This is a genomic window from uncultured Sphingomonas sp. (assembly GCF_937859915.1).
Taxonomy (GTDB): domain Bacteria; phylum Pseudomonadota; class Alphaproteobacteria; order Sphingomonadales; family Sphingomonadaceae; genus Solisphingomonas.
In genome coordinates this window covers 1-19,202 of record NZ_CALMAW010000119.1, presented here as the reverse complement: position 1 = coordinate 19,202, position 19,202 = coordinate 1, and the positions used below count along the sequence as shown (strand labels likewise).

24 protein-coding genes are annotated in these 19,202 nt (G+C 69.6%); 11 read left to right on the top strand and 13 right to left on the bottom strand.

The window, feature by feature from the left end:
* Positions 1-848: exodeoxyribonuclease VII large subunit (gene xseA / locus Q0326_RS16090; protein ID WP_298692377.1), on the bottom strand; the 848-nt coding region annotated here is incomplete at its 3' end.
* On the opposite strand from xseA, the gene purD reads away from it, so the two are divergent.
* Positions 847-2,115: a phosphoribosylamine--glycine ligase gene (gene purD, locus Q0326_RS16085; protein WP_298692375.1), complete on the top strand. Its 1,269-nt coding sequence runs from the start codon at positions 847-849 to the stop codon at positions 2,113-2,115. The genes xseA and purD overlap by 2 nt on opposite strands.
* A 23-nt stretch (positions 2,116-2,138) precedes the next feature.
* Here purD and Q0326_RS16080 read toward each other — a convergent pair whose 3' ends face one another.
* Positions 2,139-3,296, bottom strand: a complete 1,158-nt coding sequence (locus Q0326_RS16080) for an aspartyl/asparaginyl beta-hydroxylase domain-containing protein (RefSeq protein WP_298692373.1) — start codon at positions 3,294-3,296, stop codon at positions 2,139-2,141.
* 115 nt (positions 3,297-3,411) lie between these two features.
* Here Q0326_RS16080 and Q0326_RS16075 point away from each other — a divergent pair, with 115 nt between their 5' ends.
* Both Q0326_RS16075 and Q0326_RS16070 read left to right on the top strand, forming a co-directional pair.
* Complete coding sequence (locus tag Q0326_RS16075) at positions 3,412-5,025, top strand: tetratricopeptide repeat-containing sulfotransferase family protein (protein ID WP_298692371.1); 1,614 nt, start codon at positions 3,412-3,414, stop codon at positions 5,023-5,025.
* 69 nt (positions 5,026-5,094) lie between these two features.
* On the top strand, positions 5,095-5,583 hold the full coding sequence (locus Q0326_RS16070) for a hypothetical protein (protein WP_298692370.1): 489 nt from the start codon (positions 5,095-5,097) through the stop codon (positions 5,581-5,583).
* 163 nt (positions 5,584-5,746) lie between these two features.
* Here Q0326_RS16070 and Q0326_RS16065 read toward each other — a convergent pair whose 3' ends face one another.
* The 5 genes from Q0326_RS16065 to Q0326_RS16045 form a co-directional block, all read right to left on the bottom strand.
* A complete protein-coding gene (locus Q0326_RS16065; RefSeq protein WP_298692369.1) occupies positions 5,747-7,060 on the bottom strand; it encodes a hemolysin family protein in 1,314 nt (437 codons plus the stop codon).
* A 105-nt stretch (positions 7,061-7,165) separates the two neighbouring features.
* Entirely contained in the window at positions 7,166-7,618 is a 453-nt protein-coding gene (locus tag Q0326_RS16060; RefSeq protein ID WP_298692368.1) for a nucleoside deaminase, read from the bottom strand.
* Between the two features lie 47 nt (positions 7,619-7,665).
* Entirely contained in the window at positions 7,666-7,881 is a 216-nt protein-coding gene (locus Q0326_RS16055) for a YqaE/Pmp3 family membrane protein (RefSeq protein WP_298692366.1), read from the bottom strand.
* A complete protein-coding gene (locus Q0326_RS16050; RefSeq protein ID WP_298692365.1) occupies positions 7,878-8,102 on the bottom strand; it encodes a hypothetical protein in 225 nt (74 codons plus the stop codon). The genes Q0326_RS16055 and Q0326_RS16050 overlap by 4 nt, the downstream gene beginning before the upstream one ends.
* 81 nt (positions 8,103-8,183) lie before the next feature.
* Positions 8,184-8,462, bottom strand: coding sequence for a YciI family protein (locus tag Q0326_RS16045; protein WP_298692364.1), 279 nt, complete (start codon positions 8,460-8,462; stop codon positions 8,184-8,186).
* A gap of 99 nt (positions 8,463-8,561) precedes the next feature.
* Between Q0326_RS16045 and rpmB the strand changes: the two genes are divergently transcribed.
* On the top strand, positions 8,562-8,855 hold the full coding sequence (gene rpmB, locus Q0326_RS16040; RefSeq protein ID WP_298692362.1) for a 50S ribosomal protein L28: 294 nt from the start codon (positions 8,562-8,564) through the stop codon (positions 8,853-8,855).
* Positions 8,856-8,941: 86 nt separating this feature from the next.
* Here the strand turns inward: rpmB and Q0326_RS16035 are convergent, their stop codons facing one another.
* Positions 8,942-9,904 carry an esterase-like activity of phytase family protein gene (locus tag Q0326_RS16035; protein ID WP_298692361.1) on the bottom strand — a complete coding sequence of 321 codons (963 nt, stop codon included), beginning with the start codon at positions 9,902-9,904 and terminating at the stop codon, positions 8,942-8,944.
* A 172-nt stretch (positions 9,905-10,076) separates the two neighbouring features.
* Here Q0326_RS16035 and Q0326_RS16030 point away from each other — a divergent pair, with 172 nt between their 5' ends.
* Positions 10,077-10,502, top strand: a complete 426-nt coding sequence (locus tag Q0326_RS16030; RefSeq protein ID WP_298692360.1) for a glycine zipper 2TM domain-containing protein — start codon at positions 10,077-10,079, stop codon at positions 10,500-10,502.
* 119 nt (positions 10,503-10,621) lie between these two features.
* Here the strand turns inward: Q0326_RS16030 and cobT are convergent, their stop codons facing one another.
* Genes cobT through Q0326_RS16005 form a run of 5 tightly spaced genes read right to left on the bottom strand, consistent with a single transcriptional unit; the run spans position 10,622 to position 14,763 of the window.
* Positions 10,622-12,460, bottom strand: coding sequence for a cobaltochelatase subunit CobT (cobT, locus tag Q0326_RS16025; RefSeq protein ID WP_298692359.1), 1,839 nt, complete (start codon positions 12,458-12,460; stop codon positions 10,622-10,624).
* Positions 12,453-12,884, bottom strand: coding sequence for a HepT-like ribonuclease domain-containing protein (locus Q0326_RS16020; RefSeq protein WP_298692358.1), 432 nt, complete (start codon positions 12,882-12,884; stop codon positions 12,453-12,455). Before Q0326_RS16020 ends, cobT begins: the two co-directional genes overlap by 8 nt.
* On the bottom strand, positions 12,799-13,095 hold the full coding sequence (locus Q0326_RS16015; protein ID WP_298692352.1) for a nucleotidyltransferase family protein: 297 nt from the start codon (positions 13,093-13,095) through the stop codon (positions 12,799-12,801). The genes Q0326_RS16020 and Q0326_RS16015 overlap by 86 nt, the downstream gene beginning before the upstream one ends.
* A complete protein-coding gene (gene cobS, locus Q0326_RS16010; protein WP_298692350.1) occupies positions 13,095-14,099 on the bottom strand; it encodes a cobaltochelatase subunit CobS in 1,005 nt (334 codons plus the stop codon). The genes Q0326_RS16015 and cobS overlap by 1 nt, the downstream gene beginning before the upstream one ends.
* A gap of 34 nt (positions 14,100-14,133) precedes the next feature.
* Positions 14,134-14,763: a J domain-containing protein gene (locus Q0326_RS16005; RefSeq protein ID WP_298692346.1), complete on the bottom strand. Its 630-nt coding sequence runs from the start codon at positions 14,761-14,763 to the stop codon at positions 14,134-14,136.
* A gap of 44 nt (positions 14,764-14,807) precedes the next feature.
* Here Q0326_RS16005 and Q0326_RS16000 point away from each other — a divergent pair, with 44 nt between their 5' ends.
* From Q0326_RS16000 to nusB, 6 genes are all read left to right on the top strand, one after another.
* The gene (locus Q0326_RS16000; protein ID WP_298692344.1) at positions 14,808-15,095 is read left to right on the top strand and encodes a BolA family protein; all 288 of its coding nucleotides are present in this window, start codon (positions 14,808-14,810) and stop codon (positions 15,093-15,095) included.
* On the top strand, positions 15,092-15,538 hold the full coding sequence (locus Q0326_RS15995) for an NUDIX domain-containing protein (protein ID WP_298692342.1): 447 nt from the start codon (positions 15,092-15,094) through the stop codon (positions 15,536-15,538). The genes Q0326_RS16000 and Q0326_RS15995 overlap by 4 nt, the downstream gene beginning before the upstream one ends.
* 53 nt (positions 15,539-15,591) lie before the next feature.
* Positions 15,592-16,290 carry a glutathione S-transferase gene (locus tag Q0326_RS15990; protein ID WP_298692340.1) on the top strand — a complete coding sequence of 233 codons (699 nt, stop codon included), beginning with the start codon at positions 15,592-15,594 and terminating at the stop codon, positions 16,288-16,290.
* A gap of 191 nt (positions 16,291-16,481) precedes the next feature.
* A complete protein-coding gene (gene hisG / locus Q0326_RS15985; RefSeq protein WP_298692337.1) occupies positions 16,482-17,150 on the top strand; it encodes an ATP phosphoribosyltransferase in 669 nt (222 codons plus the stop codon).
* Positions 17,151-17,253: 103 nt separating this feature from the next.
* Positions 17,254-18,546, top strand: coding sequence for a histidinol dehydrogenase (gene hisD / locus Q0326_RS15980; RefSeq protein WP_298692379.1), 1,293 nt, complete (start codon positions 17,254-17,256; stop codon positions 18,544-18,546).
* Positions 18,543-19,016, top strand: coding sequence for a transcription antitermination factor NusB (gene nusB / locus Q0326_RS15975; RefSeq protein WP_298692334.1), 474 nt, complete (start codon positions 18,543-18,545; stop codon positions 19,014-19,016). The genes hisD and nusB overlap by 4 nt, the downstream gene beginning before the upstream one ends.
* Positions 19,017-19,202: the final 186 nt, after the last annotated feature.

Below are 19,202 nucleotides of genomic sequence, written 5' to 3'. Positions count from 1 at the left end.
ATCTCGGCCGCCGCGGTCGGGGTCGGCGCGCGGCGGTCGGCGGCGAAGTCGCACAGCGTCGTGTCGGTCTCGTGACCGACCGCCGAGATGATCGGGATCGTGCAGCCGGCGACCGCGCGCACCACCACCTCCTCGTTGAACGCCCACAGATCCTCGATCGAGCCGCCGCCGCGCGCAACGATCACCAGATCGGGCCGCGGCACCGCGCCGACCGCGGGCAGGGCATCGAAGCCGCGCACCGCAGCGGCCACCTTCTCCGCCGCGCCCTCGCCCTGCACCGGCACGCCCCACACCAGCACGCGGCTGGGGAAGCGATCGGCGAGCCGGTGAAGGATGTCGCGGATCACCGCCCCTGTCGGCGAGGTGACGACGCCGATCGTCCGCGGCAGGAACGGCAGCGTGACCTTCCGGTCCTCGTCGAACAGCCCCTCGGCGGCGAGCGCGCGGCGACGCTTGTCGAGCAGCGCCATCAGCGCGCCCTGCCCGGCCAGCTCCATCTTCTCGATGACGATCTGATATTTGGACCGACCTGGGTAGGTGGTGAGCTTGCCGGTGGCGATCACCTCGATGCCGTCCTCGGGGCGGAAGCGCATCGCCGAGGCCTGCCCCTTCCACACCACGCCGTCCATGCACGCCTTGTCGTCCTTGAGCGTCAGGTAGCAATGGCCCGAGACGTGGCGCTTCCAGCCCGAGATCTCGCCGCGCACGCGGACATGGCCGAAGCGGTCCTCGACCGTCCGCTTGAGCGCGCCGGACAGTTCGGAGACGGACAACGCGGGCGCGTTGTCGCCCGGCGCCTCCTCGGCTAGGAGCGCGACCTCGTTATAGGGTGCGAAGGGGTCGGCCATGAATGTCCTGCTGCTGGGCTCGGGGGGCCGCGAACATGCGCTCGCCTGGAAGCTCGCGCAATCGCCGCTGCTCGGTACACTGTACGCGGCGCCGGGCAATCCCGGGATCGGCCACCATGCCGCGCTGGTGCCGCTCGCGCTCGACGATCAGACCGCCATCGTCGACTTCGCGCGGCAGGCCGAGATCGGCCTCGTCGTGATCGGTCCCGAGCAGCCGCTGGTCGAGGGGCTGGCCGACATGCTGCGCGCCGCCGGGATCGCGGTGTTCGGGCCGTCCGCCGCCGCCGCCCGGCTCGAGGGCTCGAAGGGCTTCACCAAGGCGCTGTGCGACCGTGCCGGCGTGCCGACCGCGGCCTATGAAAGCTTCACCGACGCGGCGCAGGCCAAACGCGCGCTGCCGCGCTTCGGATTGCCGGTGGTGATCAAGGCGGATGGACTCGCCGCGGGCAAGGGCGTGGTGATCGCGACCACCGCCATCGAGGCCGAGCGGGCGATCGACGACATGATCGGCGGCCGCTTCGGCGCGGCGGGCGCGAGCCTGGTGATCGAGCAATTCCTCGAGGGCGAGGAGGTCTCCTTCTTCGCGCTCTCGGATGGCAAGACCGTCATCCCGTTCGGCTCGGCGCAGGATCACAAGCGCGTCGGCGAGGGCGACAGCGGCCCCAATACCGGCGGCATGGGCGCCTATTCCCCGGCGCGCGTGCTGACCCCCGACCTCGAAGCGCGGGTGATGGCGGAGATCGTGCGCCCCTCGGTGGCGGCGATGGCGAAGGCGGGGACGCCTTTTGCCGGCGTGCTGTTCGCCGGGCTGATGCTGACCGAGACGGGTCCGCAGCTCATCGAATATAATGTCCGCTTCGGGGATCCCGAATGCCAGGTGCTGATGCTGCGGCTGGGCGAGGACCTGCTGCCGCTGCTCCATGCGGTGGCGACCGGGACGCTGACGGATCGCGCGATCGCCTGGACAGCCGATGCCGCGCTGACCGTGGTGATGGCGGCTGACGGCTATCCCGACGCGCCGCGCACCGGTGGCGCGATCATGGGAATCGATGCGGCCGAAGCGACCGGCGCGCACGTCTTCCATGCCGGCACGCGCAACGCGCCCGCGGGCGTCCTTTCCTCGGGCGGCCGGGTGCTTGCGGTGACAGCATCGGCACCCGACGTCGCGCAGGCGCAGGCCGCCGCCTATCGTGCGGTCGACGCGATCGACTTCCCGACCGGCTTCTGCCGCCGCGACATCGGCTGGCGCGAGGTGGCGCGCGGCTGAACGCGGGTGTGCAATGGCCGGACTCAGCCGATAGCGCCGTAGCTGCCCGACGCCTCGAACAGCGCGGTCAGGGCGATCTGCTCCTGCGCGCTCAACTCCGGCCGCCAGATCTCGAAAATCAGTACGGTCCGCGTCTCGTCGCTGTCGTTCCACGCCTCATGCTCGATGCTGTCGTCGAAGATCATTATCGTGCCGGGCTCGACGGTGCGGATCTCGTTGCCCACGCGCAGGCGGCAGTCGGCTGGCACGATCAGCGGAAGATGGCAGATCAGACGCGTGTTGAGCATGCCGTTATGCGCGGGGATATGCGTGTGCGGACGCAGAACCGAGAAGAAGGCGCTCGGCGAGCGGATCCCGATCCGCGGCATCGGCACCCGCGATAGCGCGGCCATCGTCGCGGGACAGCGCGCGGCGTGATCGGCATGCCACTCGCCCCCATCGAACAGATGATAGGCACTCCAGCGCGGATCGCCGAGCAGGGTGTGACCGCGATTGGGACGCCCGTCCTCCGCCTTCACATAAGGTTCGAGGCCGATCTCGGCGCCCAGCACCGCTTCGAGCTCGGCGCGAATCGCAGGCGCCGCCGCTTCCATCGATGCCGCCCACCCGAAGCCGGCGGGATCGAAGAAGGGATTCTGCGGCAGGCCCGGATAGTAGAAGTTTGTCGGCTGCTGGACGAACATCGGTTTCTCGCCCGAAAGGATATCCAACGCTTCCCGAAAGCGCGGCGTCTGTTCGGCGACGTCCACCGCCTGCGCGGCGAGATGCGACTCGAGATGGGCGCGGAAGCGGCGCGCGGCGGCCGCCACCGCCGCCTCGGCGGCTCCGAGCCGCGCGGCGAGGTCCGCGGGCAGCGCGCCCGCTGCCGGCACGTTGTTGAGCGCCAACTGGTAGAAACTGACCGCCGCGCGATCGTCGCCGCGCCGCGTCAGCAGCGCGCCCTTCATTGTCAGCGCGTACAGATGACGCGGCTCGTCGGCGAGGATCCGATCGAGCGCGGTCTCCATGCCGCCCTCGTCGCCGACCTTCTCGCAACACAGCGCCAGGTACAGCCACAATTGCGGCGCCGCCCGCCCCGCCGCCGCGACGCGCCGGAAGCCCAGCCGTGCCCCGTCGAAATCGCCGCGTTGGTAGGCGGTGATCGCCGTCTGCGCGATGTGATCGATATCGTCATTTGCCATTGGCGGTCGATAGCGGCGAAGCCCCAGGCGACACAATGCCCGCCGCAGGTGCATGGCGCGGCTGTACGATCCTGGCCGGCACGAATAATGTCATCGCCGCTATGAAATGCCGAGCATGAACCGAGACCGGGCCAAGCGGATCGACGAGCGTCTCGCGGTGGGCGACATCACCCAGGCGGCCACCTGGGCGCAGCAGGCGATCGATGAGGGCGAGCAGGACGTGATGTACCTCAATCTCGCGGCTTGGCGCTGCGAGGAGGCGGGTGATTTTGCAGGCGCACGCCGCCGCCTTGAGCAGGCGTTGCGGCTGGCGCCGGGCGATCCCTCGATCACCACCGCGATCGGCACCGCCTTGCGCAAGGAGGGCCGCCTCGCCGAGGCCGTCGCCGCGATCGACGCGACGCTCGCGCGGCATCCCGATCACATCGTCTCGTGGCTCGAACGCGGCTTCGCGCTGGAGGCGGCGGGATCGTTCCACGCGGCGGCCCAAAGCTTCGAGACCGTGGTCCTGCTCGATCCGACCCTGGCTGCGGCGCATGCCGGCCTCGCCTGGATCGCGGCGATCGAAGGCGACCGCCAACGGGTCCTCGATCATGCCGCGCGCGCCCACGCGATCGAACCAAACAACGTCACCGCCAGCTACGCGATCGCCAGAAGCGAGATCGAACAGGGGCTTCTGGAAGCGGCACGCGATCGGCTCGACGCCCTCCTCGAGCGGTCCGACATCGAGCCCGCGCAGCGCATGGTCGCGCTCGGGCTGTCGGGCGATGCGCTCGACCGCCTCGACGCCACCGAAACCGCCTATGCGAGATATCAGGCCGCCAATAGGCTGTTCGATCGCGGCCGCCCCCGGCCCGACCCGAACGGTGAGGCGCCCCCCACGCACAGCGACTTCGTCCGGGCGATAGGCGCGGCGGTCGAGACCACGCACGCCCGTTGGCAGGCCACCAGCGACGCCGCGGCGCCGGGTCCGGCGCGCCGCCATGTCTTCGTGCTGGGCTATCCCCGCTCGGGAACGACACTGGTCGAGAACATTCTCGCCAGCGCCGCTGGGGTCGAGGCGCTGGAGGAAAGCGCGACGCTGATCGATGCGGAACAGCGTTTCCTCCTCGATCCGCGCGAACTGGCGACGTTGTTCGCACTCGACACGCCGGCCCTGGACGAATGGCGCACGCGCTACTGGGACCGGGTGCGCGCCGCCGGGATCGATCCGACCGACCGGCTGTTCGTCGACATGGATCCGCTTAAGAGCATCAAGCTGCCGCTGATCGCCAAGCTGTTCGCCGATGCGCGGATCGTGATCGTGCGGCGCGATCCGCGCGACGTCGTGTGGAGCTGCTTTCGCACCAGTTTTGCGCGGACCTTGGCTGCCTTCGACCATGTCACGCTGGAACGGGCGGCGCGGCACTATGACGCGGTGATGCAGCTCACCCAGACCTGCCTCGATCGATTGCCGATCACCGCCCATGTCGTGCGTCACGAGCAGGTCGTGCGCGACTTCGACGCGACCACGCAGGCCCTGTGCGCGTTCGTCGACATGCCGTGGACGCCGGATCTCCGTCGCTTCGACCGCACCGCCCAACGCCGCGGCGTCGCGACCGCGAGCGCCTCGCAGGTCCGCAAAGGCCTGTTCGACAGCAATGACCGCTGGCGGCGCTATGCCGACCAGTTCGACACGGTTGCGCCGATCCTGCGGCCGTGGGTCGAGCGATTCGGCTATAGGTCCTGATCGCCGCTGCGGCTTGCGTTGCCAGGACCAGCCGGGCAATATCGTCGAAACACTCTACCGAAAGCGCCGATGCCGACCAGCACCTACCTCATCATCGGCGCGGCCGCTGTATTGCTCGTGCTGGTCCTGCTGCTGCTCGCGCGCACCGGACGCAAACCCGTCGAAGGACCCGCGGATGCGGACGGCATCGCGATGGTGCGGCCGGCGACCGAATTGTCGCCGGTGCTGCCCGACGAACCGCTGCCCGAGCCGAGTGCCGGGCTTGCCGCCCCCGTCTCCCCGGCCGAAATAGCGCCAGCCGCCGAACCCACCGGGCCAGCCGACCCGCTGACGCGGATGAAGGGTCTGGGCCCCAAAGCGCAGGCGACGCTCGCCGGCATGGGCGTCACCCGCTACGATCAGATCGCCGCGTGGAGCGATGCCGACGTCGCGCGCGTCGACGCCGGCATGGGGGCCTTCCAGGGCCGGATCGTGCGCGACCGCTGGGTCGAGCAGGCGCGCTATCTCGCGGCGGATGATGTCGAGGGGTTCGAGGCGGTGTTCGGGAAGCTGGGGTAAAGCGGCGAGGTCAGGCCGCACGCCGTCGCGCGTTTTTCGTCATTCCTGACGTGGTCCGATACCGAGAGACGCCGCGCCCGACAGTCAAACGTAGCGTCAAAGGACTTCCGCCGCTGCGGGAATGACGGCCGACGCAATTTGCCTCCGATAATGCCCGGCCGCGTCAGCCCGCCTTCGTCCGCCCGCTCGCCAGCAGCTTGTCGACGCGGCGCCCGTCCATGTCGACGATCTCGAAACGCCAGTCGCCATGGTCGAAATGCTCGCCGGTGTCGGGGATGCGGCGCAACACCGACAATGCAAAGCCAGCGGCGGTCGCATAGTCGCGATCCTCGGGAAGATCGATACCGAGATGCTCCGCCATCGCATCGGCGCTGAGCGTGCCCGAGATCAGCCAGCTGCCGTCCTCGCGCTCGACCAACGCGGGGTCGTGGCCTTCGTCGCGGTCCGAGGCGAACACGCCGGCGATCGCCGCGAGCAGCCCGCCCGGCGTCACCAGCCCGTCGAGATGGCCATATTCGTCATGGACCAGCGCCAGCGGCACCTCGGCGTCGCGCAGCACCGCGAGCGCGTCCATCGCGTCCATCCGGTCGGGCACCGAGGGCACCGGCCGCATCATCGCCCGCAGGTCGATCGCGCGGCCCTCGAGCAATGCCACCAGCAGGTCGCGTAACCGCGCCACGCCGACGATCGCATCGACCGACCCTTCCGCCACCGGCAGCCGGCTGTGCGGCGTCTCGGCGACGATCGCGCGGATCTCGTCGAGGCTGGCGTCGACATCGATCCAGTCGACCTCGGTGCGCGGCGTCATCACCTCGCGGACCGGGCGGTCGGCGAGCCGCACCACGCCCGAGATGATCGCGCGCTCGCTCTCCTCGATCACGCCCTGCGACGACGCCTCGGCGACGATCAGCTGCAACTCCTCGGCGGTGACATGCTCCTCGCGCTCGCGGGTCAGCCCCATGATGCGGAAGATCAGCAGGCTGGTCTGGTCGAGCAGCCAGACGACGGGCAGCGTGCCGGTCGCCATCCACTTCATCGGCAGCGCCGCGATCGTCGCGATCGGCTCGGGGTTGCGCAGCGCGATCTGCTTGGGGACGAGCTCGCCGACGATCAGCGAGACATAGGTGGTGACCGCGATCACCAGCGCGAAGCCGAGCTGGCCGGCATGGACAGGATCGAGCCCGAGCCGTTCGAGCCGTGCCCCGACCGGGCCACCCAGCGCCTCGCCCGAAAAGGCGCCCGAGAGGATCGCGATCAGCGTGATGCCGATCTGCACGGTCGAGAGGAATTTGCCGGGGTTTTCGCGCAACACCATCGCGGCGCGCGCGCCGCGCCGTCCGGTCCGCGCCAGGGCCTCGAGCCGCGCGCTGCGCGACGACACGATCGCCAGCTCACTCATCGCGAACAGGCCGTTCAACACGACCAGTGCGAGGATGATGACGACGTCGATCCAGGGGAAGGGGGCAAGGGGCGGCATGGCGCGGGCAATCCATGCCCAAAAAACGGGGCCGCGACAATGGCCGGGGCGGGATTGGCCGACGCGCTCAGCAAATCCTCCCCAGGAGGGAGGGATGATGCGGGATCAGCGTCGTCCGGCGAAGAACGCCCTGAGCATCGCCGCCGATTCGGCCTCGCCGAGCCCGGCATAGAGTTCGGGGCGGTGGTGGCAGGTCGGCTGGCCGAAGAATCGCGGTCCGTGCGCGACGGCGCCGCCCTTTTCGTCGGCCGCGCCATAATAGACGCGGTCGAGCCGGACATGCGCGATCGCGCCGGCGCACATCGCGCAGGGCTCGAGCGTCACCCACAGGTCGCAGCCGTCGAGCCGCCCGGTGCCGAGCACGCCCAAGGCGGCGCGGATCGCCTCCATCTCCGCGTGCGCCGTGGGATCGCCGAGCGACCGCATCCGGTTGGCGGCGGTCGCGATCCGCGCGCCATCGCGCGTCACCACGGCACCCACCGGGACCTCGCCGGCACGCGCCGCCTGCGCGGCCGCATCGAGCGCCCAGCGCATCGGTTCGGGAAGCGGAAAGGCCATCGCGGCGATCTAGACCGGATTGCGCGTCGAATCACGCCGCGCCCGTCTCAGACCCGCGTGCCTCGCACCCCGTCGAGCACATGCGGTGCGAGCACCGCAACCAGGGAGAAGATCATGCCCGGGATATAGCCCAGGCACGTCAGCACCAGCGAGATCAGGAAGATCATCCCGATCCCTTCCGCCAGCCACACGCCGAGCGGCGGCAGCAGGATCGCGCAGACGATCGCGCCGAGGCCGGGTTTCTCGCCGAGTGCGCGGCTCATTGCGGCTTCTTGACGTCGACGACCGGAGTCTGGACGACATGGTTCTCGACGCCGACGCTGACATTGGCGGTCTGGACGTCGAAGGCCGGCGCCTGGCCGCCCTTGACCGCGATCGTCGGCAGCGAGCCGTCGCGAGTCTTGCTGACATTGACATAGCCCAGCGAAATCGCCGCGATCGCGACCAGTACGACGATCACCAGCAGCACGAGGATGCCCCGCATAAGTCCATTCCCTATCCCGTTAGACGGCACCAACGGTTCGTTGCGGTGGCGGTTGCATCGGCCGCGGCGAAGCGAATGCGATTAGGGGAACACCTGGCGGAACGCGGTCACCGCGACGCGGGCGAACAGCCCGGCCTGCGCATAGGGGTCGGCCGCCGCAAAGGCCTCGGCGGCTGCGAGGTCGGCGAAGTCGGCGACGATGATCGATCCGGTCGGCGCACCCGATTCGCTGAGCATCGGGCCGGCGGTCACGATCCGGGGCAGGATCGCCTCGAGATGCGGCAGGTGGCGTGGGCGGGTATCGGCGCGTAAGCTGCCCGCATCGGGGCGATCATGGGCGACAATGGCAAAAAGCGGCATGGGCTAAGGCTCCCTCGCGCCCGGCCGGGTTGACCGGACGCCCGCTCTCCCCTAGGGACGCCCCCTTTCACGGCAACCGAATTTTCAGGATCAGGCATCATGGCGCGCATCTGCGAGCTGACCGGCAAGGGCCGCCAGGTCGGCAACAACGTCTCCCACGCCAACAACAAGACCAAGCGGACCTTTCTGCCCAATTTGCAGAACGTCACGCTGATCTCGGACGCGTTGGGCTCCTCGGTCAAGCTGCGCGTCTCGACGCACGGCCTGCGCTCGGTCGAGCATGTCGGCGGTCTCGACAATTGGCTGACCAAGACCTCGGACACCGACCTCAGCCTCAAGGCGCGTCGCCTCAAGCGCGACATCGTCAAGAAGCAGGCCGCCACCGCCGCCTGACCCTTTTGCGCGCGAGCCCTTCGGGTCTCCGCCTACGATAGCAGAGGGCCCGCGGACTCCGGTCGGCGGGCCCTTTGCTGTGCCGATCAGACCCCGGCGGGCAGCTCGAACGCCATCAGAAGCGTGCGCTCGAGCGCGAAATAATTGTCGTCGGAGGCGATCCACAGGATCGTGCGGCCCCGCGCCTGGGTGATCGCCAGCGCCTCCATATTGTCGACGGTCAGCGGCGGCGCCCAGGTCGCGAGCAAGCTGCCCGCAATCACCCCGTTCGCCGTAATCCGCGCCGGGTCGATAATCGTCAGCGCGGTCGAGAACCCCTTGAGCACGCCGAATCGCCGGTGCAGCACGACGACGCGCCCGTCGGGAAGCTCGGCAGCGTCGGTCGGTGCGAAGCCGGGACCGGGGCCGCGATAACCGAACGCGATCGGCACGGCGCCCGCGACCGGATCGCCCGGGAACAGCAGCGCGACATGGCTGCCGTCCTTGCGCGTCTTGGTCTCGGCGAAGACCAGGAACCGGCCGTCGCGCAGCCGCAGCATCGCCTCGGCGCCCTCATTCTCGGGCCAGTCCGCCATCGCCGGCGGGGCGACATGGCCGTCCGCCGCGGCAAAGCCCTTGGTGTAGCGCCAGATCTGGTTACTCGTCTCGAACCCCGCCCAAACATGGCCGGTGGCCGGATCGAAGGTCGACGATTCGCTGTCGCGGTCCGACCGGCGCAGCCCGTCGCCGGGGCCGTCGGGCAGTTCGGTCATCGTGACGTCGGCCTGCGGGCCGCTGCCGACGAAGCGCAGTCGCGTCACCACGCCACCGTCGCTCAGCAGCACGAAATGGCCGTCCTGGATCGTCATCGAGGAGATCCCGCCGAAGCGCCGGTCGGTGCCGTGCAGCACCCAGGCGCCGAGCGTGCGCAGCCGGCCGATCGCGGTCCGGCCCGGATCATGGGGATCGAGCGGGACCGGAGTCGCGACGACGCCCTCCGGGGCGGCGTGGAGGGCAATCGGCAGCGGCGCGAGCGCGACCAGCGCGGCAAGGTAGGCGAGACGGTGCATCGCCCCGCCCTAGCCGCCCCCCGCCCGCCCCACCATCCCCCGCGCCGTGACCGCGTCGCGATACTGAACCGCGGACGACGACGTCGTTCACGCCACCGAAACGCGCCGCCGTGCATTGATACAGCCGACCAACCGGGTGCGGCCGCCGATCCGAGGCCGCATGGAGAAACGCGTGCCGCGTCGCAGGCTATCGCTGGCTGTCCTGAGCGCGCTCGCCGCCGCCACGATGACGCTCGCGCCGACGATGGCGGTCGCGCAATATGACGATGACGGTCATCGCGGGCGCGGCGGCGCCTGGCACGATCATGGCGGCGGCTATGCGCGCGGCGGGTTCGACGGGCGCGAAGCCTATGACCGCGGCGGGCCACGGGGCGATCCCAGGGGCGACGCGCGCGGTGAATATCGCGACCGGCGCGGCTATCCCCGCGGATTCGACCGGCGCCGGTGCCGCAACGGCTCGACCGGCACGATTCTGGGCGCAATCGCGGGCGGTCTGCTCGGCAATGCGGTCGCGGGCTATGGCAACCGGGCCGCGGCCACCGTCATCGGCGGCGGCGCCGGTGCGCTTGCGGGTAGCGAAATCGGACGAGACTGCTGAGGTTCATCTTCGCCGGTCTAAGCGGCGGCAACCTCGAGTTGCGTAGCGAGGGCCTCCAGTAGCGTTACGAGGCAGGGGCCGGATCCGATGCGATCCGGCCCTTACGCTTTCCGGGTCTGTCAGGCCGCCTCATCGAACAGATCGGCGAGCTGGCCGACCATCGTGCCGCCGAGCTGTTCGGCATCCATGATCGTCACCGCACGCTGATAATAGCGCGTCACGTCGTGTCCGATCCCGATCGCGACGAGCTGGACCGGCGAGCGCGTCTCGATCCAGCCGATCACCTGGCGCAGATGCTTTTCGAGATACGACCCGCTGTTGACCGACAGCGTCGAATCGTCGACCGGCGCGCCGTCCGAGATCACTATCAGGATGCGCCGCTCCTCGGAGCGCGCGATCAGCCGCGAATGCGCCCACAGCAGGGCCTCGCCGTCGATATTTTCCTTGAGTAGGCCCTCGCGCATCATCAGCCCGAGATTCTTGCGCGCGCGGCGCCAGGGGTCGTCGGCCTGCTTGTAGATGATGTGGCGCAGATCGTTGAGCCGACCCGGCATCGTCGGGCGTCCCGCCGCCAGCCAGGCTTCCCGCGACTGGCCACCCTTCCAGGCGCGCGTCGTGAACCCCAAAATCTCGGTCTTGACGCCGCAGCGCTCGAGCGTGCGCGCCATGATGTCCGCGCTGATCGCGGCGATCGAGATCGGCCGCCCGCGCATAGAACCCGAATTGTCGATCAGCAGCGTCACCACCGTGTCGCGGAACTCGGTGTCGCGCTCGATCTTGTAGCTGAGCGACTGCATCGGATTGACGACGACGCGCGCCAGCCGGGCGGCATCCAGCAGGCCTTCCTCCTGGTCGAAATCCCAGGACCGCGACTGCTGCGCCATCAGCCGGCGCTGCAACCGGTTGGCAAGCTTGGTGACGGCGCCCTGCAGATGGGTGAGCTGCTGGTCGAGATAGGCGCGCAGCCGCGTCAGCTCCTCCTCGTCGCACAGCGTCGCGGCCTCGACCACCTCGTCGAAGCGGCTGGTATAGGCCTGGTAGTCGAACTGGCCGGACATGTCCGCGAGCGGCCGGTTGGGTCGCGCCGGGGCCGCCCCCTCCTCGCCCTCGTCACCGAGGCCACCTTCCTCGTCGGCCATCGAGTCGCGTTCGGCGTCGCCTTCGTCCTGCCCGTCCGATTCGCCCTGCTCGGCCTCGGCGCGGACGTCCATCTGGTCCTGCGGCCCGGCACCGTCGCCGTCGCGCTCGTCGTCGCTCTCGCCCTGCGTCTCGTCGTCCTTCCCGTCCTCGGGCTCGTCGCCTTGATCGGGCTCGGATTCGGGGGGCAGGTCGGCGGCGACGAGCTGGAGGTCCTGGAGCAGCTTGGTCGCGAGCTGCGCGAAGCCGCGCTGGTCGTCGAGCGCGAGGCCGAGGCCGTCGAGATCGGCGCCCGCTTTCTCCTCGATCCAGTCGCGCACCATGTCGAGCCCGGCCTTGGCGCGCTCGGGCGCCGGCTGGCCGGTCAGCCGCTCGCGCACCATCAGCGCGACCGCGGTCGAGAGCGGCACCTCGTCGCGGTTGCGCGCGCGCACGATCGGATCGGAGCGCATCCGCGCCTCGAGCGCGGTGTTGAGGTTGGCGGTGACGCCGTCCATGCCGCGCGCGCCGAGCGCCTCGACGCGGACCTGCTCGACCGCGTCGAACACCGCACGCGCGACCGGTTCGGCCGGCGCGGTACGGTTGTGGAGCACGGCATCGTGCAATCGGAGCCTGAGCGCGAACGCATCGGCGGCGCCGCGCGCCTCGGCGACCTGCTCGGCAGGCAGCGTACGGCCCGGCATCGGCACCTTGACGGTCTTGCCGCTCTGCACCGGCTGGTCGGCCGAATAGCCGAGCTCGACCTCGGGCTCATGCGCCAGCGCGCGCGTCGCGCCGCCGAGCGCGAGCCGGAAGGCTTCGAGAGGGGTGGTGTCAGGCATCGGGATAGTGCCGCTCCAAAGCCGCAGCGCAGCGGTCTCGCAGATAGGGAAGATCGTCCCTGACGGTAGCGAAGATCGTCGCCGCATCGATCCGGTCATAGCCGTGCCGCAGAGCATTGCCCATTCCGCGGACCGGTGCGAGCGGCACACCGCCCGTCAGCTCGCCGAAGCGAGGCTCACCGATCCGGACGGCCGCCTCGGCGAGACGCTCGATGCAGCGTTCGACGGCATCGAGCGTCTTGCGATAGCGCAAGAAGTCGTGAACCGTCATCGAGCCGACATAGCCCATGGCGTCGTCGGCAAAGTCGACGATGTTGCGCAGCCATGCCGCCTCGTGATCAAAAGACACGTACCCGATCCCGATCAATCTGATCCTGGAACCGCCGCCTGCGGGCCGGCTCGCTGACGAGATCGATCCGGCCACCGACGATCTCGCGCAGGCGCTCCTCGATCGCATAGAGCTTGAACATCCCGATGCCGGCTGCCGCATCGAAGCTGACGGCGAGATCTATGTCAGAATCAGGGCCCGCCTCGCCCCGCGCCGCCGATCCGAAGAGCGACAGCCGCGCAATGCCGAGGCCGCGCAGCTCCTGCTCATGCGCGCGCAGGCGGGAGATGGCGGCCTCGGTCTGCATCATCCCTTCTTCACCACGCTCTCGGGAAGATCCTTGCCGAACACGCGCTGGTAATATTCCGCCACCAGGGATCGCTCGGCCTCGTCGCATTTGTTGAGGAAGCTCATCCGGAAGGCGACGCCGACGTCGCCGAAGATCAGCGCGTTCTGCGCCCAGCTGATCACCGTGCGCGGGCTCATGACGGTCGAGATGTCGCCCGCCATGAAGCCCTGCCGGGTCAGGTCGGCGACCTTGACCATGCGGTCGACGGTCTGCTTGCCCTCGGGCTTGTCATATTCGCCCGACTTGGCGAGCACGATCCGCGCTTCGGTGGCGGCGGGCAGATAGTTGAGCGTGACGACGATGTTCCAGCGGTCCATCTGGCCCTGGTTGATCTGCTGCGTGCCGTGATAGAGGCCGGTGGTGTCGCCGAGACCCACCGTGTTGGCGGTCGCGAACAGGCGGAACCAGGGGTTGGCGCGGATCACGCGGTTCTGGTCGAGCAGCGTCAACTTGCCCTCCGCCTCGAGCACGCGCTGGATCACGAACATCACGTCGGGGCGGCCCGCGTCATATTCGTCGAACACCAAAGCGGTCGGCGTCTGCAGCGCCCAAGGCAGCAGGCCTTCGCGGAATTCGGTGATCTGCTTGCCGTCGCGCAGCACGATCGCGTCGCGCCCGACCAGATCGATCCGGCTGACATGCGCATCGAGGTTGATCCGGATGCACGGCCAGTTGAGTCGCGCCGCCACCTGCTCGATGTGGCTCGACTTGCCGGTGCCGTGATAGCCCTGGATCATCACCCGGCGGTTGTGCGCGAAACCGGCGCAGACCGCGACCGTGGTCTCGGCGTCGAATACATAGGTCGGGTCGAGATCGGGGACGCGCTCGTCGGCCTCGGAAAAGGCGGGCACCTCCATATCCGAATCGATGCCGAACGCGTCGCGCACCTTGACCATCTTGTCGGGCGCGGCGAGCAGCGTGTCAGAGCGCGCATCGGGCTGGATGTTGGGGATGTCGGCCATCTCTTCTCTTTCCGTGTATCTTCAAGCGCAAGGCTCAGGCGAATGCGGGTGCGGACTTGAGCTGCGTATAAGCCGCGATCACGTCCTGCAAATCCTTCTCGTGCGCCCGGTTGCCACCGTTGCGATCGGGATGGAAGCGCCGGACGAGTTCGGCATAACGTGCGCGCAACGCATGACGATCCGCATCCGGGTCCAAGCCGAGCGTCTTGAGCGACGCGCGGTCCTCGCGCGACAGCGGGCGGCCGTCGGCACGCGGCGCCTGCTCGGCGCGCGCCTCCTCCATGCGCCGGCGGAAGCGTGCGCCGATCGCGTCGAGCGGATCGCCGAAATCGGCCCATTTGGGCGGACGGTCCGCGCCGACGTGGCTGAACGCCCGCGTCTCGCGCTCCCAGCCGCCATAGGGCTTCTGCTGTTCCTCGATCTGTTCGGTGTTCATCCCGGCGAAGAAATTATAGCCGGAATTGAAGGCGCGGACATGATCGAGGCACAGCCAGCGCCACGCCGGCGGCACGTCGCCGCCGCGGCCGCGCGGGCCCGCCGGCGCACGGAATTCGCCCGGTTGTTCGCACCCCGGCTCGTCGCAGGTCCGCCCGGTCTCGATCCGGCCGTGGAACCGGGGGCCGGTCCGCCGACCGTCGTCGCGTCTGCCTTCGCCATCCGCCAAAATTCAACGCCCCGCGTTCGCACCAAAGCGCCTATATAGGCGCCATGACCACGACCGCCACCGGCCCCGTCGCCGCCGAAATCCACCAGCGCCTCGTCTCGGCGCTTTCCCCCACACGGCTCGTCGTCATCGACGACAGCGAAAAGCATCGCGGCCATAGCGGCCATGATTCGCGCGGCGAGAGCCATTTCACCGTCGAGATCGAGAGCGAGGCGTTCGCCGGCCTCAATCGCGTCGCGCGCCAGCGATTGGTCAACCAGGCACTCGCCGCGCTGCTGGTCGAGCGCGTCCATGCGCTCGCGATCAAGGCCAGCGCGCCCACCGACGCATGACCGATCCCCGCGCGCGGCGCCCGCGGCCGGCGGCGCGCATCCTGCTCACCGATCCGGCCGGCCGGGTGCTGCTGTTCCGCTTCGTCGTCGACGACCGGCCGCCCTTCTGGTGCACGCCGGGCGGCGCGGTCGATCCCGGCGAAAGCTATGACGAGGCCGCCGGTCGCGAGCTGCGCGAGGAGACCGGGCTCGACCTCGCCTGCGGGCCGGAGATCGCACAGCGCACGGTCGAGTTCGTCACGATCGAGGGCGATCCGGTGTGGGCCGACGAACGCTATTATCATGTCCGCTACACCGGCGGCGAGATCCATGCGGGCGGCCATACCGAGCTGGAGCGGCGCGTGATGCGCGAATGGCGCTGGTTCGCGCCCGACGAACTGGCCACGCATGACGAGGCCTATTTTCCCGAGGATCTGGCCGCCATGCTCGCCGCGCTCGGCTGAACCGCGCGCGCGGGCGATCGTTGGCCACCGGACTGCATGGCGAGGAGGCTGCGATGTCCTACGAACTCTGGTACTGGCCGGGCATCCCGGGGCGCGGCGAATTCGTCCGGCTCACGCTAGAGGCGGGCGGCATTCCCTATATCGACAAGGCGCGCGTGGAGGGCGCCGAGGCGATGATGCGGGACATGGCGCAGCGCCGCCCCGAACCGTTCGCGCCGCCCTATCTGGTCGCCGGCACGGCGGTGATCGCGCAGGTCGCCAACATCCTGTTCTTTCTCGGCTGCGAACAGGGGCTCGCACCCGCCGAGCAGGCGCCGTTCGTGCACCAGGTCCAGCTCACCATCGCCGATCTGGTCGCCGAGGCGCACGACACGCATCATCCGGTGGCGCCGATGCGCTATTATGAGGAACAGAAGCCCGAGGCGGCGCGCAAGGCGGCCGATTTCCGCCATAGCCGCCTGCCCAAATATCTCGGCTGGTTCGAGCGCGCGCTGGCGCGATCGGGCGGCGACTGGCTGACCGGCGAGACCTGGAGCTATGCCGATCTGTCGCTGTTCCAGCTGGTCGAGGGTCTGCGCTATGCCTTTCCGCAGCGCATGGCGTCGCTGGCGCGCGACTGTCCGACGCTGCTCGCGCTGCGCGATGGGGTCGCGGACCTGCCGGAACTGCAGGACTATTTCGCCTCCGACCGGCGGCTGCCGTTCACCGAGGAGGGCATCTTCCGCCACTACCCCGAACTGGACGGGGCGTGACCCCTTCCGTCGTCCCGGCGAAAGCCGGGACCCATGCGACGGCGCGGATCGTGGCTGGCGCTGCGCCGGCGTCCCGCCTTGCCGCGGCCTATGGGTCCCGGCTTCCGCCGGGATGACGATTTGCTAGCAGCACTACGATTCGTGCCGCCTTCCTTGCCCCCGCGCCCCGCCGGGGCTATCTGCGCGGCGCGATGAAAGAGCCCGTGATCCTCGCCGTGCCCAAGGGGCGCATCCTCGACGAGGTCCAGCCGCTGCTGACCCGCGCCGGCATCCGGCCCGAGGCCGCCTTCTTCGACGACTCGTCGCGCGCGCTCCAGTTCAAGACCGACCGCCCCGACATCGAGCTGATCCGCGTCCGCGCCTTCGACGTCGCGACCTTCGTGGCGCATGGCGCGGCGCAGCTCGGCATCGTCGGGTCGGACGTGCTGATGGAGTTCGACTATTCCGAACTCTATGCGCCGGTCGATCTGCGGATCGGCCATTGCCGCATTTCGGTCGCCGAGCCGCGCGACATGGCCGCGCGCGACGATCCACGCGAGTGGAGCCACGTCCGCGTCGCGACCAAATATCCGCACATCACCCGCCAGCATTTCGAGGCGCGCGGCGTCCAGGCCGAGTGCGTCAAATTGAACGGTGCGATGGAGATCGCCCCCGTGCTGGGGCTCGCCGACCGCATCGTCGACCTCGTCTCCTCGGGCAAGACGCTCAAGGAGAACGGGCTGGTCGAGGTCGAGATCATCGCCGAGGTGAGCGCGCGGCTGATCGTCAACCGCGCCGCCTTCAAGACGCGCGCCGAAACGCTGGGGCCGCTGGTCGCGGCATTCCGCGCGGCAGCGGAAGAGGTGCGCGATGCGGCCTGATCTCTCCCCTCCCCCGTTCGTCCCGAGCGAAGTCGAGGGACGAGACACAGGCGAAACGTTGGCCATCGGTGCCTCGACTTCGCTCGGCACGAACGGCGGGGTTTTGCGCCTGGATGCCTCCGCCCCCGATTTCGAGACTGCTTTCGCCACCCTCGTCGACGCGCGCCGCGACACCGACGAGGACGTGTCGCGCGATGTCGCCGCAATCCTGCGCGACGTCCGCACCCGCGGCGATGCGGCGGTGGCCGAGCGCACGCTCGCCTTCGACAGGCACGACCTTGCGGCCACCGGCTGGCGGATCGACCGCGCCGAATGCCGCGCCGCGCTTGACGCGCTCGACCCGGACCTCCGCACCGCGATCGAACTCGCCGCCACCCGCATCCGCGCCTATCATGAGGGCCAGCGCCCCACCGATCGCGACCATATCGACGACGCCGGCGTCCGCCTCGGTGCGCGGTGGAGCGCAGTCGATGCGGCGGGGCTGTACGTCCCCGGCGGGCGCGCCGCCTATCCCTCCTCGGTGCTGATGAACGCGATCCCCGCCAAGGTCGCGGGCGTCGGCCGGCTGGCGATGGTGACGCCGACCCCCAATGGCGAGATCAACCCGCTCGTCCTCGCCGCCGCCGAGATCGCCGGCGTCGACGAGATCTGGCGGATCGGCGGCGCGCAGGCGGTGGCGGCGCTCGCCTACGGCACCGAGCGGATCGCCGCGGTCGACGTCATCGTCGGCCCCGGCAATGCCTGGGTCGCCGAGGCCAAGCGCCAGCTCTACGGTCGCGTCGGGATCGACATGGTCGCGGGCCCGTCCGAGATCGTCGTCGTGGCCGACGGCGGCAACGACCCCGAGTGGATCGCCGCCGACCTGCTCAGCCAGGCCGAGCATGACCCGACCAGCCAGTCGATCCTGTTCACCGACGACGCGGCGTTCGCCGACCGGGTGGCCGATGCGGTCGAGCGCCAGCTGCAGACGCTCGCGACACAGGCGACGGCGCGGACGAGCTGGGAGACCAACGGCGCGATCATCGTCGTCCCGACGCTGGCGCACGCCATCCCGCTGTGCGACCGGCTCGCGCCCGAGCATCTCGAGCTCGCCGTCGCCGACCCCAAGCCGCTGTTCGCGCAGGTGCGCCACGCCGGATCGATCTTCCTCGGCCGCCACACGCCCGAGGCGGTCGGCGACTATGTCGGCGGCCCCAACCATGTCCTCCCCACCGGCCGCCGCGCGCGCTTCGCCTCCGGCCTGTCGGTGACCGACTTCATGAAACGCACCAGCTTCCTCGCCTGCGACGCCGCCTCGATCGCGCGGATCGGCCCCGCCGCGGTCGCGCTCGCCGCCGCCGAGGGCCTGCCGGCGCATGGCCGCTCGGTCGCCCTCCGCCTGAACGGATCCCAATGACCAACAAACCGCAACGATCGCGCGCGCGCTCGGCCGCCCGCCTCGCCGCCGTGCAGGCGCTCTACCAGCAGGAGATGGAGGGCACGCCGCTGCCGCTGCTGCTCACCGAATTCCACAACCACCGGCTCGGTGCAACGATCGACGACGTCGAATATATCGACGCCGAGGTCAGTTTCTTCGACGACATCGTCCAGGGCGTCGACGCGCGCCGCAGCGAGATCGACACGCTGATCGCCGATCGCCTCGCCAGCGGCTGGTCGATGGACCGGCTCGATCGCCCGATGCGCCAGATCCTCCGCGCCGGCACCTATGAGCTGGTGGCGCGGCCCGACGTGCCGGTCGCGACCGTGATCTCCGAATATGTCGACGTCGCGGGCGCCTTCTACGACAAGCGCGAGAAGGGCTTCGCCAACGGCCTGCTCGATACCGTCGCCAAGGCGGTCCGGAACCCTGACGCCGCCGAGACGTAATCCTGCCGACGCCCGGCTCTCGGGCGACGGAGATGCTTTCATGAAATTCACCCACATGTTCGCGGCGGCCGGCTTGGTCGTCGCCGCAGCGGGCCTGCCCCTCGTGGCGGCCGACGCGCAGGGCCATGGCGGCGGCCACGGTGGCGGCGGCGGCGGTAGTGGCCACGGCGGCGGCATGGCCGGCGG

Excerpts from the sequence above, each read along its gene's own strand:
- Q0326_RS16035 (WP_298692361.1), bottom strand. The coding sequence starts at position 9,904 with ATGCACCGTCTCGCCTACCTTGCCGCGCTGGTCGCGCTCGCGCCGCTG.
- Q0326_RS16050 (WP_298692365.1), bottom strand. The coding sequence starts at position 8,102 with ATGCGGGGCATCCTCGTGCTGCTGGTGATCGTCGTACTGGTCGCGATC.
- rpmB (WP_298692362.1), top strand. The coding sequence starts at position 8,562 with ATGGCGCGCATCTGCGAGCTGACCGGCAAGGGCCGCCAGGTCGGCAAC.
- cobS (WP_298692350.1), bottom strand. The coding sequence starts at position 14,099 with ATGGCCGACATCCCCAACATCCAGCCCGATGCGCGCTCTGACACGCTG.
- Q0326_RS16055 (WP_298692366.1), bottom strand. The coding sequence starts at position 7,881 with ATGAGCCGCGCACTCGGCGAGAAACCCGGCCTCGGCGCGATCGTCTGC.
- Q0326_RS16080 (WP_298692373.1), bottom strand. The coding sequence starts at position 3,296 with ATGGCAAATGACGATATCGATCACATCGCGCAGACGGCGATCACCGCC.
- Q0326_RS15990 (WP_298692340.1), top strand. The coding sequence starts at position 15,592 with ATGTCCTACGAACTCTGGTACTGGCCGGGCATCCCGGGGCGCGGCGAA.
- cobT (WP_298692359.1), bottom strand. The coding sequence starts at position 12,460 with ATGCCTGACACCACCCCTCTCGAAGCCTTCCGGCTCGCGCTCGGCGGC.
- Q0326_RS16065 (WP_298692369.1), bottom strand. The coding sequence starts at position 7,060 with ATGCCGCCCCTTGCCCCCTTCCCCTGGATCGACGTCGTCATCATCCTC.
- Q0326_RS16075 (WP_298692371.1), top strand. The coding sequence starts at position 3,412 with ATGAACCGAGACCGGGCCAAGCGGATCGACGAGCGTCTCGCGGTGGGC.
- Q0326_RS16070 (WP_298692370.1), top strand. The coding sequence starts at position 5,095 with ATGCCGACCAGCACCTACCTCATCATCGGCGCGGCCGCTGTATTGCTC.
- Q0326_RS16015 (WP_298692352.1), bottom strand. The coding sequence starts at position 13,095 with ATGCAGACCGAGGCCGCCATCTCCCGCCTGCGCGCGCATGAGCAGGAG.
- purD (WP_298692375.1), top strand. The coding sequence starts at position 847 with ATGAATGTCCTGCTGCTGGGCTCGGGGGGCCGCGAACATGCGCTCGCC.
- nusB (WP_298692334.1), top strand. The coding sequence starts at position 18,543 with ATGACCAACAAACCGCAACGATCGCGCGCGCGCTCGGCCGCCCGCCTC.
- Q0326_RS15995 (WP_298692342.1), top strand. The coding sequence starts at position 15,092 with ATGACCGATCCCCGCGCGCGGCGCCCGCGGCCGGCGGCGCGCATCCTG.
- Q0326_RS16060 (WP_298692368.1), bottom strand. The coding sequence starts at position 7,618 with ATGGCCTTTCCGCTTCCCGAACCGATGCGCTGGGCGCTCGATGCGGCC.
- Q0326_RS16045 (WP_298692364.1), bottom strand. The coding sequence starts at position 8,462 with ATGCCGCTTTTTGCCATTGTCGCCCATGATCGCCCCGATGCGGGCAGC.
- Q0326_RS16000 (WP_298692344.1), top strand. The coding sequence starts at position 14,808 with ATGACCACGACCGCCACCGGCCCCGTCGCCGCCGAAATCCACCAGCGC.
- hisG (WP_298692337.1), top strand. The coding sequence starts at position 16,482 with ATGAAAGAGCCCGTGATCCTCGCCGTGCCCAAGGGGCGCATCCTCGAC.